Below are 16,111 nucleotides of genomic sequence, written 5' to 3'. Positions count from 1 at the left end.
TCAGAGGCCCAGCGTGGTGACGGCATTGCCGACGAGTCCGGCGTGCTGGCGGCTGTAGAGCGCCACCATCCGCTCGTCGGAATGCCCCGTCTGCGTCATGATCGTCTGAGTCGTGGCTCCGTTGCGGACGGCCTGGGTGACGAACCCGGCGCGCAGGCTGTGCCCGCCGAGCGTGGCGACCACCTCGGCGGCGAACCCGGCCTGCCGCGCCCGCCGCTGGATCATCGAGTGCACCGACTGCCCGCTCAGGGCACCGCTCCCGACGGCACCGGTGCGGTGGATCGTGCGGAACAGGGGCCGCTCGGCACGCCCCTCCCCCGGCGCCACACCGCGGCAGCAGTGCTCGTCGCCGGCGGCACGATCGTCGGTCAACAGCTCCCGGACCGCCGCCCCACCGTCCGCGTCCCACACGTCGAGCACCTCGCGCCAGCGCCGGTAGGCGCACACCGGACAGGTCCGCGGATCGCGGCCGTACGGAAGCGTGACGGTGCGTCCGCGTGCGTCGCGGTCCGCCTTCGATCGGCGGATCGTCACGTACAGCCCGTCGGACCGATGGGCGACGACGTCGGAGGTGGTGAGGGCGGACAGCTCCGACCGCCGCATCGCGCCGGCCAGTCCGAGCAGCAGCAGGGCGGAGTCGCGGCGCTCGGCTACGCGGTCCGGCCACTCGGTGGCGCCGGCGCGCATCGCTCCGACGATCGCACGGATGTCGTCGGTGAGCAGTGGGGTGCGGCGTGCCGGGGGCGTCGCACGGGTCCGCCGGATGCCGCGCACCACGTCGCGCACCGCCTCGTGGTGTCCCGGTTTCGGCAGGCCCGCGAGGGCGTGCACCTTGTTGATCGTCGCGACCCACCGCGCGAGGGTCGACGGGGCGTAGGCCCAGCGCCCGTCGGGTCGAAGCTCGCCCGCCTTCTCGGTCAGGTACCAGCCCACGAGTTCGGGTGGCGCCGGTAGCGGCACGTGGCCCACGGCGTCACACCACCGGGCGAACTTGCTCCAGTCGCTGGTCAAGGCCGCTCGGGTGTTGTCCGACGCGGCCTTGGCTCGGAGTCGGCGCATCGCCTCCTCCACCCCGGCGGGAAGTACCGGCGTGGAGATCGACGCCTCGAGGGACGCGTTGCCCGGCAACTGATTCGTCACGGTGACACCACTCCTCATGCCGAGTCGACCGCCTTCGCGGAACGGACGATACGCGCCTCGGCCGGAAACCCCGCCTCGGCGATGCCGATCAGCGCGGCGCGCCCGGCTCGGGCGCGCCGCGCGAGGGACCGGTCCGTCGCGGTTCACACGCCGCAGCGGGGGTCACCCTCCGCGAGTTCGGGCACGCGCGCTTGCGACCGGGCCGGGAACCGTTCCCGGTAGGCGTCGACCGCCCGGCGGGTCTCCTCGGCGACCAGGTCGGCGTTGATCTGGGCAGCGGCGGCCGCGCCCGCCGCTGCGGCCGCGCCGACCTGGGCGGCCGGATCGGTGACGTTCCCCGCCACCCACACTCCGGGGACGTCGGTGCGGCCGGTTGCATCCGCGGGGATGTGCTCTCCGACCCCGGCCGGGTGCTCCACGGCCCGCAGGCCGAGCGCCGCGAGTAAACCGGCGCGCGCCACCATCCGCGGCGCGACCACCAGCGCCTCCCGGGCGATCGTCCCGCCGTTGCTCAGCCGCACCCCGGTGAGGCGGTCGTCGACGATCTCCACGGCGGTCACCTCGCCGTCGACCACCCGGACGCCACGGGCGACCAGCTGCTCCGCCTGCTCGGCGGCAGGCGCCGGCGCGGTGTGGGTGAAGAATGTGACGTCGGCGCTCCACTGCCGGAACAGCAGGGCCTGGTGCACCGACATGGGTCCGCTCGCCAGCACACCGATGGCCCGGTCGCGGACCTCCCAGCCGTGGCAGTACGGGCAGTGCAGCACATCTCGCCCCCAGCGCGCCCGCAGCCCGGGCACGTCGGGAAGCTCGTCGACCAGCCCGGTGGTCACCAGCAGCCGGCGGGCGCGGGTCACCCGGCCGTCGGACAGGGTCACCTCGAACCCGCTCTCGCGGCGGGTCACGGCGGTCACGTCCGCGTGCACCACGTCACCGCCGTAGCCGCGGACCTCGTCTCGGCCGCGGCCGAGCAGTTCGGCCGGCGGGATCCCGTCCCGGGCCAACAATCCGTGCACGCCCGCAGCCGGAGCGTTGCGTGGGGCGCCCGCATCGATGACGCCCACCGACCGCCGCGCCCGGGCGAGCATCAGCCCCGCATTCAGCCCGGCAGCCCCGCCGCCGATCACCACCACGTCGTATTTGTTTCCGAGCAGATCGCTCATCTCGATCACCTCCACGACGACTATGCGAGCCGACGGGAAGAACCCGCAACGTTGTTTGCCGCTATGGCAAAGCGTGGGGCATGGACGGCCTCGACCGAGCGCTCGAGACGGTCGGGCCCCGGCTTCGCGCGCTGCGGCGCAAACGCGAGACCACGTTGGCCGATCTCTCGGCGGCGACGGGCATTTCAGTGAGCACCCTGTCCCGACTCGAGTCCGGCACCCGCCGACCGACGCGCGAACTGTTGCTGCCCCTGGCCCGCGTGCACGGGGTGATGCTCGACGAGCTGGTGGGCGCCCCACCGACCGGCGACCCGCGCATTCATCTGCGTCCGATCACTCGTCACGGCATGACCATGGTGCCGCTCACCCGGCGCGCCGGCGGCGTCCAGGCGTACAAGCTGGTGATCCCCGCCGACAGCGGCCGTGGGGAACCGGATCCCCAGACCCCTGAGGGCTACGAGTGGCTCTACGTCCTCAACGGACGGCTGCGACTCGTCCTGGGTGAGGACGACCTGGTTCTCGTGCCCGGGGAGGCGGCCGAGTTCGACACTCGCGTGCCGCATTGGTTCGGCGCCGCCGATGCCGAACCGGTCGAGTTCCACAGCCTGTTCGGCAAGCAGGGCGAACGGGCGCACCTTCGTGCCCGACCGGCCTCGAAAATCGTTCCGCACCAGACTGATCCGTAGCCGGGCACCCGGTGCGCCCCGCCCCGGCGGTGGGCCAGGAAGGGCCGACGGGCCACCGCCGAGTCCGTCGCGGCACCCTCCCCACTTTTCGAACCCCCCGCACCCCTGACTCACCATAAGGGGGAGTTATGACGATCAAGCCAACCCATGCATATGTGCGTACCTCTGCCTCTCCCGAGCAACGATTGGACCGATTGCTCGTAACGTTTCGAGTTTCGCATCGCCTCACTAACCTCTTGAACTGGCATTACTATATTTAATTCATTTCATTTCATAATTATTTTCATTTTGTGATACGTACGGATAACCCGGATGAACACTCCGGAGTCCGATATCGGGCCCGCGAAGGCCCGGGCGGAAGGCCCCCTCTCCTCGTGGGTGTGGCGGATGGTTTCGTTCGAGAAGCGACTGGGATGGAGTATTCGGTAAATTATTGGGTTCCGTATGAATCCGATTCCGTAACCGTGTTTCGGCCCCTTCCCCCACCTGATAGATATGGCTGCAACCACTGCCCGAGACGAGGACTCCGTGAGCGAAGCGAGCACCGGCGAATCCCTACCCGACGAGCGCCCGAAGCCGGGACGACCGCGGAAGTACGCGTCCGCCGCCGACCGGGTCAGGGCCTACCGGGAACGGGAACGACAGAAGAGGGAGGCGGCCTCGCTGGCCGAGCCGACCACTCCCCCGGGTCCGGCCGAAGCAGCCACCAACCTGGCGTCCGCCGTCGCCGCACTCCGCACCCTGAGCGCGACGACGCTCGAGCAGTACAGCGCCGTCGCCGCGCAGATCACCGCCGCCGTCGACAAGCTCACCGACCCGGACGCGCTCGAGGCGCAGATGAACCGGGCCACCACGGAACTGGCGAAGGTGAAGGCGGACGCGGACGCCAGGATCGCCCGCCTGCGCGAGCAACTCGCCCAGGCGACCGAGGACCGCGACAACGCGGAGGCCGCCGTAGAGGCCGTCGACCGGGAGCTGGCGGACGCCCGCGCGGCGCACGACACCCGGATCCGGGAACTGGAGACCGCACATCGCGACGAGTCGACGCGAGCGGCCCAGGAGCACGCGGACACCCTGCGCGCCTGGCAGGAACGCATCGATGCCACCGCGGCCGCGCACGCCGCGGAGCTCGCCGAGTACCGGTCGACCGTCACCACCCAGCAACAGCAGCTCGCCCGGCTCGAATCGGAACTCGCGACCCTGCGTGACGATCTGGTGCACACCCGCGCCGCCGCGGAGAAAGAGGCAGCCACGGCCGCCGCGGCCACCGCCCGGCTCGACACCGATCTCACCGCGGAACGCGCCCGCGTCGAGAAGCTGCGCGGCGCCCTGGAAGAGGCCCGCATCGCGGCGGCGGCCGCCCAGGCCGCCGAGACCGCGGCCCGCGACCGGGGCGACGAACTTCGGGCCGAGATCGTCGACCTGCGCGGCGAGCGGGATCGGCTACGGGTCGACCTCACCGCGGCGCGCGCCGCAGCGGCCGAGTCCCGCCACGAGGCGGACACGACGCAGACGGCGCCGGCCGAGAGCTGACCGGGCGGCGGGATCCCCGACCCCGGCGGCGGCCGGACGCCCATGAAGGGCACGGGCTGCACCTCCGCCCGGGTGTGGCGCGCACGGCACCGGGGGTTGCGCGGCACGAGGGCCGCCCCCGCCTACCCTGTCACGGTGAACGAAACGCAGCCGCCCGCCGGGCCCACCGATCCGGGGGCCGGGGTGCAGCACGACCGGCTCCGGTTGTTCTCGTTCGCGACGGCCGAGAAGCGGGCCGAATACCTCTGGGTGCTGCGTGCTTTCGACCTCGCCCGCGCCAACTACGTGGTGCTGCTGCACGCCGCCGAGGTCGCGGCGATCCTCGAGCGGACCGGCTCGGCGGATCCGGCGGCGGCGCTGTCGGCCCAGGACGTCGCACCGCTGCTCGAGCAGCTGCACGCCTGGGGTGTGCTCGAGCGCAGCTACGACGGCACCCGGGCGGCGTCGCTGGCCGAGTACCGCAACCGGCACTACGTGTATCAGTTCGGCCGGGCCGGTTATCACGCCTTCCGGGCCGTGGAGGATGTGCTGCGGGCGCGCGGCGAGGACGCGTCGCTGTCGCGTCTCGCGCTGGCGGATCTGCTGGCCGACCTGACCGAGCTGGCGGCCGCGAACGCGGCCGGGGACGGAGAGCTCATCTATCGCAAGCTGTCGCGGCTGGACACGACGTTGTCGGACATGGCCGAGCGGGCCGCGGGGTTCTATCTGATGCTCGGTGACCTGGTGCGCACCACCGAGGTCACGCCCGAGTCGTTCCTGGCGCACAAGGATGCGGTGCTGGCGCACATGCGCGAGTTCAGCACGGACCTGGCCCGCTACGCACCGAAGCTGGCGGCCGCGCTGGCACGGGTGCAGGAGACGGGGATCGACCGCATGCTGGGGTTCGCCGCCGCGCACGACGAGCGGGTGCTGCTGCCCGCACCCGAACGGCAGGCGGACTGGCGAGCCCGATGGCGCGGCCTCGAGCGGTGGTTCGTCGGCGCCGGGGACGTGCCGAGCGAGTCGGAGCGGTTGCGGGAGGGCACGATGAGCGCGATCGCGGCGGTGCTGGCGCTGCTGCGCCGGGTGACGGAGACCCGGCGCGGCGGGGTGAGCCGCGAGTCGCAGCTGCGGCACCTGGCCGGCTGGTTCGCGGCCGCGCCGAGCGAGGAGTCGGCGCACGCGCTGTTCGGAGCGGTGTTCGACCTGGGCCGCCCGCGTCACTTCTCCGCCGTGCATCCCGACCCGGAGACGATCCCGGTGACGACGTCGTGGTGGGAAGCGGCACCCGTCCCGATCGCCCGGACGCTGGCCGAGACCGGGCGCACCCCGTCGGCGGGGGCGCCGGCGCGGGTGCAGCGCAACGAATCCGGGATCCGGCGGTTGCGGGAGCGGCAGCTGGCGGCGCAGCGGGCGCGGGCCGAGGCGGCGCGATCCCTGGCGGCGGGCGGCGTGGACGAGCGGGAGTTGTCCGAGCCGGAGACCGAGGTGCTGTTGAGCCTGCTCGACGCGGCGCTGTCGGCGCGCGTTCCGGTCAGCGGCACCGTGCCGGGGGCGACGGGCACGCAGAACGGGGTGCGGCTGACGTTGAGCCCGGCCGCGGAGGGCACGGTGGTACGCACGGCGCGGGGCCGGCTGCATCTGGACGGGCTGCGGGTGAGCGTGCAGTGAGGGCCCGGCGGATCTCGCCGCTCGACCGGGATTCGTACCAGCGGGCGGCGCGCCTGATCCTGTCGCACCATCTGGTGACCGCGCAGTACCCGGACCGGGCCGCGCTGCCGCTGCTGCGCCGGTGGGCGACGGAGCTGCGGGAGGACCTGCTCGAGTTGTTCGGATACCGGCTGGAGGTGACCGAGACGACCGCGCGGTTGTTCACCGTCGCGGACCGGCTCGATCCCGGGGGCGGCGCGCGCACGGTCACCGACCGGCCCTTCGACCGTCGCCGGTACGCCTACCTGGCGCTGGCGCTGGCGGCGCTGGGACGCGCCGGCGGGCAGATCACGCTGTCGGAACTGGCCGAGCAGGTCGCGTCCGAGGCCGGCCAGGTGCCCGGGGTGGAGCTGGCCACCGAGCGTGCGACCGACCGGGACGCGTTCGTCGACGCGGTGGCGTGGCTCGCCGCGCGGGGGGCGATAACGCTGGCGGACGGCGACGCCGGCGGCTGGGTGTCGGATCCGGACCGGGGTGAGGCGCTCTACGACATCGACCGGCCCGTGGTGGCGGCGCTGTTCCGGCCGCCGCGCGCGCTACAGCACCTGCGCTCGGTGCGGGGCCTGCTCGCCGCCGGTGACGGCCGCGACGGGGACCGGATCGCGGACACCGCCGAGGTGGCACGGCGGGTACGGCGGGCGCTGGTGCAGCGACCGGTGGTGTACGCCGAGGAACTCGACGACGACGCGCGGCTGCAGCTGGCGCTGCCACGGACGACCGCGGGGATCGAGCTGCTGACGGGGCTGGTGGCCGAGCGGCGCGCGGAGGGCGTCGCGCTGGTCGATTCGTCGGGGCGGATGTCGGATCTGCGGTTCCCGGGGGTGGGAACGGTTCCGCAGGTGGCGTTGTTGCTGGCCGGGGAGATCTGTGCGCGGGTGTCGGATCCGGAGTCGGTGCCGGTGCGGTTGCCGAGGCCGGCGGATGCGGAGGCGGAACTCGAGGCGGGACTGGACGCGGCGATTCCGGCGGCCGGGGTGTTCGCGTCGCTGGCCGGTGATGCCGGCGCCGGGCCGGCGGACACGACACCGGCGCAGCAGCCGGCGCCGACGCATCCGCTGGTCGAGGACAGCTGGCTGGCGGAGACGGCGGCGAAGCTGGTCGACGAGTTCGGCCGTACCTTCGCCGCGCAGTGGCAGGCCGACCCGGCGGGCCTGCTGGAGGCGGCGGTGACGTTGTTGCAGCGGCAACGGTTGGTGGCACGGGTGCCGGGCGGGGTGCTGGCGTTGCCGGCGCTGGCCCGGTTCCGGGGAGTGGTGGTGACGGTGCGCGAACGCGACCCGCGCCTCGCGCCGGCCGGTGAGGATTCGAACGAAGCGGAGATGTCGTGAGCAGTGCCCGTTTCCGGCCGACACGTGCCGGGATCATCAATCTGTGGGACTACCGGGACCAGGAGTTCTCGTTCGCGGACGGCCGGCTGGTGCTGCGCGGGCCCAACGGGTCGGGCAAGACCAAGGCGCTCGAGGTGCTGTTCCCGTTCGTGTTCGACGGGCGTATCGAGCCGCGGCGGCTGAACCCGTTCGCCGGCGAGGAGCGCACGATGCGGTCCAACCTGCTGTACCAGGGGCAGGACAGCGCGTATTCGTATGTGTGGATGGAGTTCTGCCGCGGCCGCCGGGACGATCCGGAGGCGGTGACCGTGGGGGTCGGGATGCGGGCGGCGCGCGGCAACGACAAGGTCACGCGGTGGTATTTCGTCGTCGACGGCCGGGTCGGTGTGGACTTCTCGCTGCTGGATGCGGCCGATCGCCCGCTGACGCGACGGCAGCTGATCGAGGAGGTCGGGGCCGACGCGGTCACGGACCGGCCGGTGGACTACCGGGCGGCGATCGATGCGCGGTTGTTCGGGCTCGGGATCGAGCGGTACGACCAGCTGATCAACCTGATCCTGACGCTGCGCCGGCCGCAGCTGGCCAAGAACCTGGACCCGAAGGGGTTGTCGCAGGCGCTGACCGACGGGTTGCGGCCGCTGGACGAGCAGCTGGTGCTCGAGGCGGCGCGGTCGTTCGCCGACATGGAGGAGGTCTCGCGCGCGCTGGAGTCGCTGGCGGCGGCGGACGAGGCGGCGCAGCGGTTCGTCGCGGTGTATGCGACCTACCTGGGTCAGCAGGCCCGCGCCGACGTCGACCGGCTCGGGGCGCGGTTGGCGGCGGTCGAGGGCGGGAGTGCGGAGTGGACGGCGTCGATGACGGCGTTCGACCGGGCCGGCGCGGAGCGGGCGCAGGCCCACGAGCGGCTCGAGCTCGCGGAGCGGGACCTCGAGCAGGCCCGGGCGACTCTCGAGGCGCTGCAGCGGTCGAGCGCGTACGAGGGCAAGCAGCAGCTCGACGATCTGGCGCAGGTGGTGGCGGACCTCGAGCGCACCACGGCCGGGCAGGCGGAGCAGGCGCAGCGCGCGAGGGCGGAGCTGGCGCAGCGCGACGAGGAGGCGCGGCGGGCCGCGGCCGCGGCGACGGACGCGGCGGCCGCGGTGGGCCGCGCCGAGGACGCACTCGCCGCGGCGGCGCGGGATGCGGGTGTGGAGTGGGCGCCGCCGGCCGAGGACGCGCCGGGCGAGCAGATCGCGGCGACGGTGGCGGCGTGTGCGGAGGAGCGGGCCGCGGATGTGCGGGCGGTGCGGGCGGCGGTGGCGGCCGCGGAGGGCGCGGCGGCGGCGCGGGTGCGGGCCGAGACGACCGCCGAGCGGGGCCGGGCGCAGCTCGAGTCGGCCCGGGCGGCGGTGGCCACGGCGGACGCGGTGGTGGAGCTGGCCCGCGCGGAGGCGTCGAACCTGTTGCGGGAGTGGTGGGTCGGTCACCGGGACACGTGGTCGGTGCTCGGCCTGCCGGAGGAGCTGGTCGAGGCGCTTGCCGCGGCGATCGCGGCGGCTGGCGACGACGAGGCCGCGACGCCGGCGGCGGCGCTGGCCGAGCGCACGGCCCCGGTGGTCGAGGAGTTGCGGTTCCGCGGCCGCGGCCTGGAGGCGGAGATCACGCACGCGCGGGAGCGGATCGCGGTGTTGCGGGCCGAACGGGACCTGGTCGAGGCCGAGCGCGACGACGCTCCCCCGTCGTTCCCGATGCGGCCGACCGGGTCGTCGGACCCGTCGGGGGCGCCGCTGTGGCGGCTGGTGCGGTTCGCGGACGACGTGAGCGCGGAGGCGGCCGCGGGACTCGAGGCCGCGCTGGAGGCGGCGAACCTGCTGACGGGCTGGGTGTGCTGCGGTGCGGGGGACGTGCCCGCGGGGGCGGTCGCGCTGATGCCGGTGCCGCCGGCGCAGCGCCCCACCGGCCGGACGTTGGCCGACGTGCTGGTGGTGGAGCCGGACACCGGGGTGCCGGCCGAGCGGGTGCGGGCGGTGCTGGCGTCCGTCGCGGTGCGGGATGCGGTGACGGACGAGACCGGCCCGGCCGTCGACGAGCGGGGCGGCTACCGCCAGGGGGTGCAGCTGGGCCGGCACACGAAGGCGGAGGTCGAGTACATCGGGGCCACCGCGCGGGCCCGTCGCCGTCGCCTGCGGGTGACCGAGCTCGACGCGGAGATCGCCGCGGCGCAGAACCGGCTGGCGGGCGCGGAGGCGGAGCGGGCGGAGCTCGACGGACGGCTCGCGCAGCTGGAGCGGGCCGCGGCGGCGGTGCCGCGCACCGGCGCGGTGCTGGCGGCGCTGCGGAAGGTCAGCGAGTGCGCGGGTGCGCTGCGCACTGCCGGGGAGGCGGCGGCCGCGGCGGACCGGGACCTCGATCAGGTGATCGCCGAGTGCGCCGTGAAGGAGCAGCGGGTGCGCTCGGTCGCGGCCCGGCACCGGGCGCCGCACACGGCCCGCGAGCTCGAGCATCTGGCGGCGGCGATCCGGTTCTTCGAGTCGCAGGGCCAGGCGGTGCTGCGGGCCCGGCGTGAGCACGTCGCCGCGGCCGAGCGGGCGCGGGAGGCGCAGGTGCGGCGCGACGACGCCCGGCTGGCGGCGGAGGAGTCCGCCGAGCGGGCGGTGACGGCCGAGGAGTCGCTGGGGCAGCAACAGCAGCGGCTGGGGACGCTGCGCGAGGCGTTGGGTGCCGACGCGCAGCAGATCGACGCGCAGCTCGCGCAGGCGCGCGAGCGGATCGAGGCGGCGCGGGTGGAGCAGCGCGCCGCGCGCCGCGCGCACGACGACGCGGTCGAGCGGCTCGGGAAGGCGGAGGCGGCGCACGTCGCGGCGGAGCAGGCGCTGCGGTCGGCGCTGACCGAGACGCGGGCCGACGCCGCACAGCTGGCGCCGTATGCGCGGCCGGATGTGCTGTCGCTGCTGGGAATCTCGGAGGAGCTGCGGTGGCCGTCGGCGGCGGCGTGGCCGGCGCCGGAGCAGGTGGTGGACCGGCTCGCCCGGGCGGGCGGGGACGTGCCTGCGGTGCCCGCGGAGGTGGGGGCGCTGTACGCGGCGCTGGCGGCGGCGACGGCGACGATCAAGGGCGGGGACGGTGCCCGCAAGGCGGCCCGGTCGGCGTTGACGTCGGCGTTACAGGAGTTCGACGGGCAGCTCGCGGCGGCCGGTCAGGACTATCGGCTGCAGTGGGACGCGCCGGACGGGTTGACGGTGGTGCGGGTGCAGGACGAGCAGGGGTTTTCGTCGGTGGCGGAGTTCGCGGTGCGGATCTCGGCGGCGCGGCGGGATCAGGAGCTGCTGCTGACCGACGCGGAGCGGCGCATCCTCGAGGATGCGCTGCTGGCGGGGCTGGCGCAGCAGATCCACGAGCGCACCGAGGACGCGCGGGATCTCATTGCCCGGATGGGGGCGGAGATGCGGCAGCGGCGCATGTCGTCCGGTACGACGGTGGGGGTGCGGTGGGTGCCGGCCGATCATCTCGACGATCAGGCGCGGGCGGTGTGCCGGCTGCTGGACCGGGAGGTTTCGGCGCTGGGGCCGGTGGAGCTGGCGAGCGTCCGGGCGCATTTCGCGGCGCGGATCCGGGCGGAGCGGGCGGCGCATCCGGAGCGGTCGTATCCGGAGATCCTGGCGACGACGCTGGATTACCGGCGGTGGCGGGTGTTCGCGTTCGGGTTGATCGGGGCGGACGGCGCGGAGGAGCGGCTGACGGTGGCGCGGCATTCGGCGTTGTCGGGGGGTGAGCAGTCGGTGTCGCTGCATCTGCCGTTGTTCGCGGCGGCGCACGTGATGCTGGATTCGGCGGATCCGCAGGCGCCGCGGCTGCTGGCGCTGGACGAGGCGTTCGCCGGGGTGGACGACAACGGCCGCGCGGAGCTGCTCGGGTTGAGCGTGCAGTTCGACCTGGATCTGTTCATGACGGGCTACGACCTGTGGATCACGTATGCCGGGGTGCCGGCGTGTGCGCACTACGATCTGGCGCATTCGGTGGCCGAGCACACGGTCGGGGCGACGTTGCTGGTGTGGTCGGAGGGCGGGTTGCTCGCCGAGCACGACGGGTCGGATCTGGCGGCGGCGCTGGGGTCGCCGGGCACGCGGCGAGTGCCGGCGCCGGTGGAGGGGGCGCTCGAGTTCGCGTAGGGGTGCGGGCGCTCCCCTACCGGATCGATGCGGGAGTCGGTGTATCCACCTCTGCTCGGATGCGCCGGGCGGCGGGTCCTGTCTCTGGGCTGTGTGAGCGGTTCAGTCAGGGAAGTGGCCTCATTTTCGGTTTTTTTAGATGTTCCGCTGTGGTCGGATTTTGCCGGTGACGTTGTGTCGCGTCGCGGACCGGTGGCCCGCCGATACCCAAGTCGGAGCTCCCGACTGCGGCAGATATCGGAGGAGCACCGGGCCGGATTCGGAGAATTTTGTCGCTACCCGGGCGCCGGCGCTGCACGCTCTCGAATCAAAGGCGACGGACACGCCGAAGAGTTGACCGGTCGGTACGCATTGACACGCCTGTCCGCACTCACCGGGATGCACGGTGACAGGCGTGTGATCGTCGCGGACACATTGGGACACAATGGCTTCCGAAGACGGAGTACGGGCCGCACCGGACTCTCGAGCATTCGTCCTGCAGGCCGTGCAGGACCGATCCACCGGCGCCCAAGGCCGCGAGTAACGCGCTCGGTGGTGCGTGGCCGCTGACGGAACCAGTGGCACCGCTCTCCCCGGAAAGATCGACCAGTGTCGATCGCCGAATATGAAGCCAAGATGTACCGGTTGTGCGGCGCGACATCGTGTATCGCGGATGATCAGGAAGAACCTTGATGGCAGCGGTACACAGCGACGACGGCCGGCACTCGTGTGCATTGCTCAGTGTCGATACGTCACACCGGAATTGTCACCTCGGTTCGCAAGACGGCGCTGCAATCTGCGCTCCATTTCGCGGAGTTCGGCAAGGCGCGCTCGACCGCTCGCCGTTTGGTCGTAGCCTTGCTTCTCTTCGTCTCGAATGCGCAACTGCACCGATGCGAGAAGTCGTCGGTCGTCCGTCGGATCGGGTATCGCCGCATTCCCCGTAGTCTTCGTTTTCCTCGTCGGCTTCTTCTTGGGTGTCGTGCCGGTGGTCGCCGGCACCTTGGCGGTACGCATGGCCTCGGGTTGACTTGAACGAGACTTCTCAGCGCTCTTGCCGGACTTCTTCTTCGACGGTTGCCGACGCACATTGTTGAGCGCGGTACGTGCCTTCGCAGCGGATCTGCGGTGCTGTTTCTCTTCCGGGCTGTCCGAAGCGAAGGAACCACTGAGCGGACGCAGCCCCTTGGAGGCCAGGTACTTCTCCGCTGTAGCGATGGTGCGTTCGTGCTTGACACAACGTTTGCAACGTTTGGGATCGGATCCGGCAACAGCGTTCGGTGAACCGCACCAACTGCACTTCGCGGGCCGCGCTCGCGGTGCACTTTTTTCGAGGTGCATCCGGATCGACGACGGCACTCTTGATGTCTCGGGCACCCCACACGGGCGTACGTGCTTTGCTCGCGGGAGCACCGGTATGCAAATGGACCCCTGCTCGGCGCGCACGGACCATCTTGACCTCCGAACTCCGTCGAACACGCATGCAGTTCACCGCAAACTACACGATGCTGACCAGACAACCGCGTAGACCGCTCCAGTGCAGTCGCTGCATCCAACTAGCATGACCGCGTCAAGCCATCAGAGGCGGCAGGTGCAACGCTGCCTCGCCGCCCTCGCCCAGCTCCGTCTCATCTCCCGCGGCGACCAGCAGCGCGTCGCCGCCACCATCGCTCGCGAAGACCGTCGCCCCACCTGCTACAACCTGACGATGCGGCGGGCAACACATCGTCACCCCGCTCCCGCGCACGGGGTGACAGCCGAGCGGCCACGGGGTGACACGCATGTCACCCGAACCGTCCTTGAACCAAGAGCTGAACCTGCTGCGTCGCGCCCGACGCCTCCCGCCCGCGCCGCGAAGGCGGCGCAGCGGCAGCATCATCCGCAGGTCGAGAAACTGGCCGTGGCGTGCCGCCGGGCCGGTCTCACCGCCCGGTTCGACACCCTCACCGCGGAGAAGGCCTCGATGATCGCGCACGCGGTCGACGTCCACGGCATCGACGCGCTCGTGCGCGCGGCACTCGAACGCCATCGACCACAAGATCCCGCCCGCTCGGCGGCAGCGTGGATCCCGACCTGGCAGGAACTGCGTCCGCCGCGGCCGAAACTTCCACCCACCTGCGGCAACTGCGACGAGTACGGCTGGCGGCCTGACGACGAACTCGGCAGAGCAGTTCGCTGCCCGTGCCGCCGCATCGGATTCGAGTGGCCGGAAGCACCCATCGGGGTGCCGAGCGCTCGCAGGCGGGCTGATCCTCGCGCTGCCCACGACCGCACTCACCGGACGCTGTATGCGAGTAGTGCATGACTCGGACGGGTGCTTATTCGTCGTGGGCGGTCCGATGGATCCGCCGACGCGTCGCAACGACAACTCGGGCATGCGGTTCGTCCGCGAGCCTCACCGCCAGGGTTCTCTCGGCAAGTCCCGGTGGCAGCGCGGCGGAGAACTTCAGTCCGGCCACGGCGCTCTGCGCGACGTGCGGGAGGGTCCAACGAGGATCGGCCAGAGCCACACTCACGTTTGCCGGGGTGATGTCCGGAAGGAGACGCAAGGACTTTTCGTCGACCCGCTGCCGGGGATCGACCAGCGTCGGAAGCGACGCCTGCAAAGTGCGGTTGGCCGCGGTTCCTGCCCAGGTCCACCACCGTCCCGAGCCTTCGAACGGCATCGTGAGCACGGAGGCGTCCGGATCAACGCTGTCGGCGTAGCCCTGCCGTAGTTCGGCAAGCACCGTTTCCGCGCGTCGGGTCAGTGTCACTCCTGCAGGTACGGTGCCGAGCAGCACTGCGCGCATGCCCTGTGTGATGTCGTAGGACACCCCACCGCCTGTGCCGGACCACTTGGCCTTCCCGCCGCCGTCCACGGGTTCGACGAAACACCGGCGCCGTTGCCAATCGATATGAGTCACCCTCCACGAGCGACCACCGAGCAACAGCACGCGGGGGCCGTCGACCTCTTCGACCAGCAGATCGGTGCCCACGGTGCCGACCTCGTTGCGTCCGGCCAGCACGGTGAACTCGGGAGGGGCGCTGAAGACGGCCGTCAGGTCCGAGAAGTATCGCCGTCCGAATCGGCGCTCGGCCTCGGGTCCGATGTGCAGGAAGCTCCCGTCGCGCTCGAAGAAACCCTGCGCGCGGAGGAACGCCATGATGTCGTCGGCGTGCTCGTCGAAGATCGGCAGAGAACCCCACCAGTCCCGCCAACTCTTCTCCCCGAGTCGGTGTTCCTGCAGGCACAGCGCCAGCATCTGTTGCGCCGAGATGTGCCGCGGGGACGAGGGTGCGACAATCGGCTCCACCCATCCGCGCGACCAGCATTCGAGCATGCCCAGGGTGAGTAGTACCTGTTCGTCGTCGATGCCGAGAAATAGACAGTTGCGGGTGGTGCCGGGGCGGCGGCCGGTGCGGCCGAGACGCTGGAGGAACGATGCGACGGTGCGTGGCGAACCGATCTGGATGACGCGGTCGAGGTCGCCGACGTCGATTCCGAGTTCGAGGGTGGATGTCGCGACGATCACCGTATCCCGCGCCTCGGCGAACGCCGCTTCGGACCGGCGCCGCTCGGCAGCCGAGAGCGACGAGTGCGACAGGAAGGTGGCCACTTCCCGTTCGCGCAGGGCCGCACCGAGTTCTTCGGCGCGGCGTCTCGAGTCGACGAACACCAAGCGCTTCTCGCCCTGGTGCAGGGCAGCGATGACTTTGGCGGCGTTGTCGATCGAGCCGACGTAGTCGACGGTGATCTCAGGTGGCGTGGCCGCAGCGGGAACTGCTGGGTTGACTACGCGACGAGGCCGGCCCGGAGTCCCACCCTGCAACCATTGCAGTAGCTCGTCGGGATTGCCGACCGTCGCCGACAGCCCGATGCGTTGCAGGGGACGGCCGGCGATGCGCGCGAGCCGTTCCAGCACGGCGAGGAGGTGCCAGCCCCGGTCGTCGCCGGCGAACGCGTGAACCTCGTCGACGACGACGGCGCGTAGCCCTGCGAACAGCACGCGCGGGTCGACCTTCGTGGAGACAAGCATCGCCTCGAGCGATTCCGGTGTGGTGAGCAGGATGTCGGGGCGGTCCCGCAGGATCCGCTGCCGCGCGGACTGGCCGACGTCGCCGTGCCACACGGCGGCGGTGCGGCCGAGCCACTGGGCGTAAGTGTGCATGCGTGGTTGGAGGTTGTTGAGCAGTGCCCGCAGCGGACACACGTACAGCACCGACGTGCCCTGCCAATCGTGCTCGGCCATCGCCGAGAGCAGAGGGAAAGCCGCCGCCTCGGTCTTGCCTCCCGCGGTCGGGGCGAGGACGAGGGCGTCCTCGCCCGCGAGGATCGGTTCGACGGCGACGGCTTGAGTGGGGCGAAGGCCGTCCCAACGCAGCGTGTTGACGAGGTGGTACTGCACGCCGGGATGGAGAAGGGTGAATGCGCTGTCGGTCATGAATCGAATCGCTCGATCACA

The 16,111-nt window shown here is 71.9% G+C and carries 10 protein-coding genes; 6 read left to right on the top strand and 4 right to left on the bottom strand.

From position 1 onward, the window contains the following. Together HFP48_RS14145 and HFP48_RS14140 are read right to left on the bottom strand one after the other, a co-directional pair. Positions 1–1,059: a tyrosine-type recombinase/integrase gene (locus HFP48_RS14145; RefSeq protein WP_202917443.1), complete on the bottom strand. Its 1,059-nt coding sequence runs from the start codon at positions 1,057–1,059 to the stop codon at positions 1–3. Positions 1,060–1,283: 224 nt separating this feature from the next. Next, a complete protein-coding gene (locus HFP48_RS14140) occupies positions 1,284–2,303 on the bottom strand; it encodes an NAD(P)/FAD-dependent oxidoreductase (RefSeq protein WP_210432827.1) in 1,020 nt (339 codons plus the stop codon). An 80-nt stretch (positions 2,304–2,383) separates the two neighbouring features. Between HFP48_RS14140 and HFP48_RS14135 the strand changes: the two genes are divergently transcribed. The 5 genes from HFP48_RS14135 to HFP48_RS14115 all read left to right on the top strand — a co-directional run bounded on the left by HFP48_RS14135 (position 2,384) and on the right by HFP48_RS14115 (position 11,687). Continuing rightward, entirely contained in the window at positions 2,384–2,989 is a 606-nt protein-coding gene (locus HFP48_RS14135) for an XRE family transcriptional regulator (protein WP_168579657.1), read from the top strand. Positions 2,990–3,517: 528 nt separating this feature from the next. Next, entirely contained in the window at positions 3,518–4,522 is a 1,005-nt protein-coding gene (locus tag HFP48_RS14130) for a hypothetical protein (RefSeq protein WP_006939375.1), read from the top strand. A 135-nt stretch (positions 4,523–4,657) separates the two neighbouring features. Next, positions 4,658–6,172, top strand: a complete 1,515-nt coding sequence (locus HFP48_RS14125; protein ID WP_230304469.1) for a TIGR02677 family protein — start codon at positions 4,658–4,660, stop codon at positions 6,170–6,172. Continuing rightward, the gene (locus HFP48_RS14120) at positions 6,169–7,539 is read left to right on the top strand and encodes a DUF2398 family protein (RefSeq protein WP_029543726.1); all 1,371 of its coding nucleotides are present in this window, start codon (positions 6,169–6,171) and stop codon (positions 7,537–7,539) included. The genes HFP48_RS14125 and HFP48_RS14120 overlap by 4 nt, the downstream gene beginning before the upstream one ends. Then, entirely contained in the window at positions 7,536–11,687 is a 4,152-nt protein-coding gene (locus HFP48_RS14115) for a TIGR02680 family protein (protein ID WP_168579656.1), read from the top strand. Before HFP48_RS14120 ends, HFP48_RS14115 begins: the two co-directional genes overlap by 4 nt. Before the next feature lie 717 nt (positions 11,688–12,404). Here HFP48_RS14115 and HFP48_RS14110 read toward each other — a convergent pair. After that, positions 12,405–13,025, bottom strand: coding sequence for a hypothetical protein (locus HFP48_RS14110; RefSeq protein WP_168579655.1), 621 nt, complete (start codon positions 13,023–13,025; stop codon positions 12,405–12,407). Between the two features lie 202 nt (positions 13,026–13,227). Between HFP48_RS14110 and HFP48_RS14105 the strand changes: the two genes are divergently transcribed. Then, positions 13,228–13,971 carry a hypothetical protein gene (locus HFP48_RS14105; protein WP_168579654.1) on the top strand — a complete coding sequence of 248 codons (744 nt, stop codon included), beginning with the start codon at positions 13,228–13,230 and terminating at the stop codon, positions 13,969–13,971. A 13-nt stretch (positions 13,972–13,984) separates the two neighbouring features. Here HFP48_RS14105 and HFP48_RS14100 read toward each other — a convergent pair whose 3' ends face one another. Then, on the bottom strand, positions 13,985–16,090 hold the full coding sequence (locus HFP48_RS14100; RefSeq protein ID WP_168579653.1) for a DEAD/DEAH box helicase: 2,106 nt from the start codon (positions 16,088–16,090) through the stop codon (positions 13,985–13,987). Positions 16,091–16,111: the final 21 nt, after the last annotated feature.

The organism is Rhodococcus sp. DMU1 (assembly GCF_012272955.1).
GTDB lineage: Bacteria > Actinomycetota > Actinomycetes > Mycobacteriales > Mycobacteriaceae > Rhodococcus > Rhodococcus aetherivorans.
Note: the sequence above shows the minus strand (reverse complement) of the source record. Positions and strands in the feature narration are given on the sequence as shown.

Excerpts from the sequence above, each read along its gene's own strand:
- HFP48_RS14135 (WP_168579657.1), top strand. The coding sequence starts at position 2,384 with ATGGACGGCCTCGACCGAGCGCTCGAGACGGTCGGGCCCCGGCTTCGC.
- HFP48_RS14100 (WP_168579653.1), bottom strand. The coding sequence starts at position 16,090 with ATGACCGACAGCGCATTCACCCTTCTCCATCCCGGCGTGCAGTACCAC.
- HFP48_RS14145 (WP_202917443.1), bottom strand. The coding sequence starts at position 1,059 with ATGCGCCGACTCCGAGCCAAGGCCGCGTCGGACAACACCCGAGCGGCC.
- HFP48_RS14140 (WP_210432827.1), bottom strand. The coding sequence starts at position 2,303 with ATGAGCGATCTGCTCGGAAACAAATACGACGTGGTGGTGATCGGCGGC.
- HFP48_RS14105 (WP_168579654.1), top strand. The coding sequence starts at position 13,228 with ATGACCGCGTCAAGCCATCAGAGGCGGCAGGTGCAACGCTGCCTCGCC.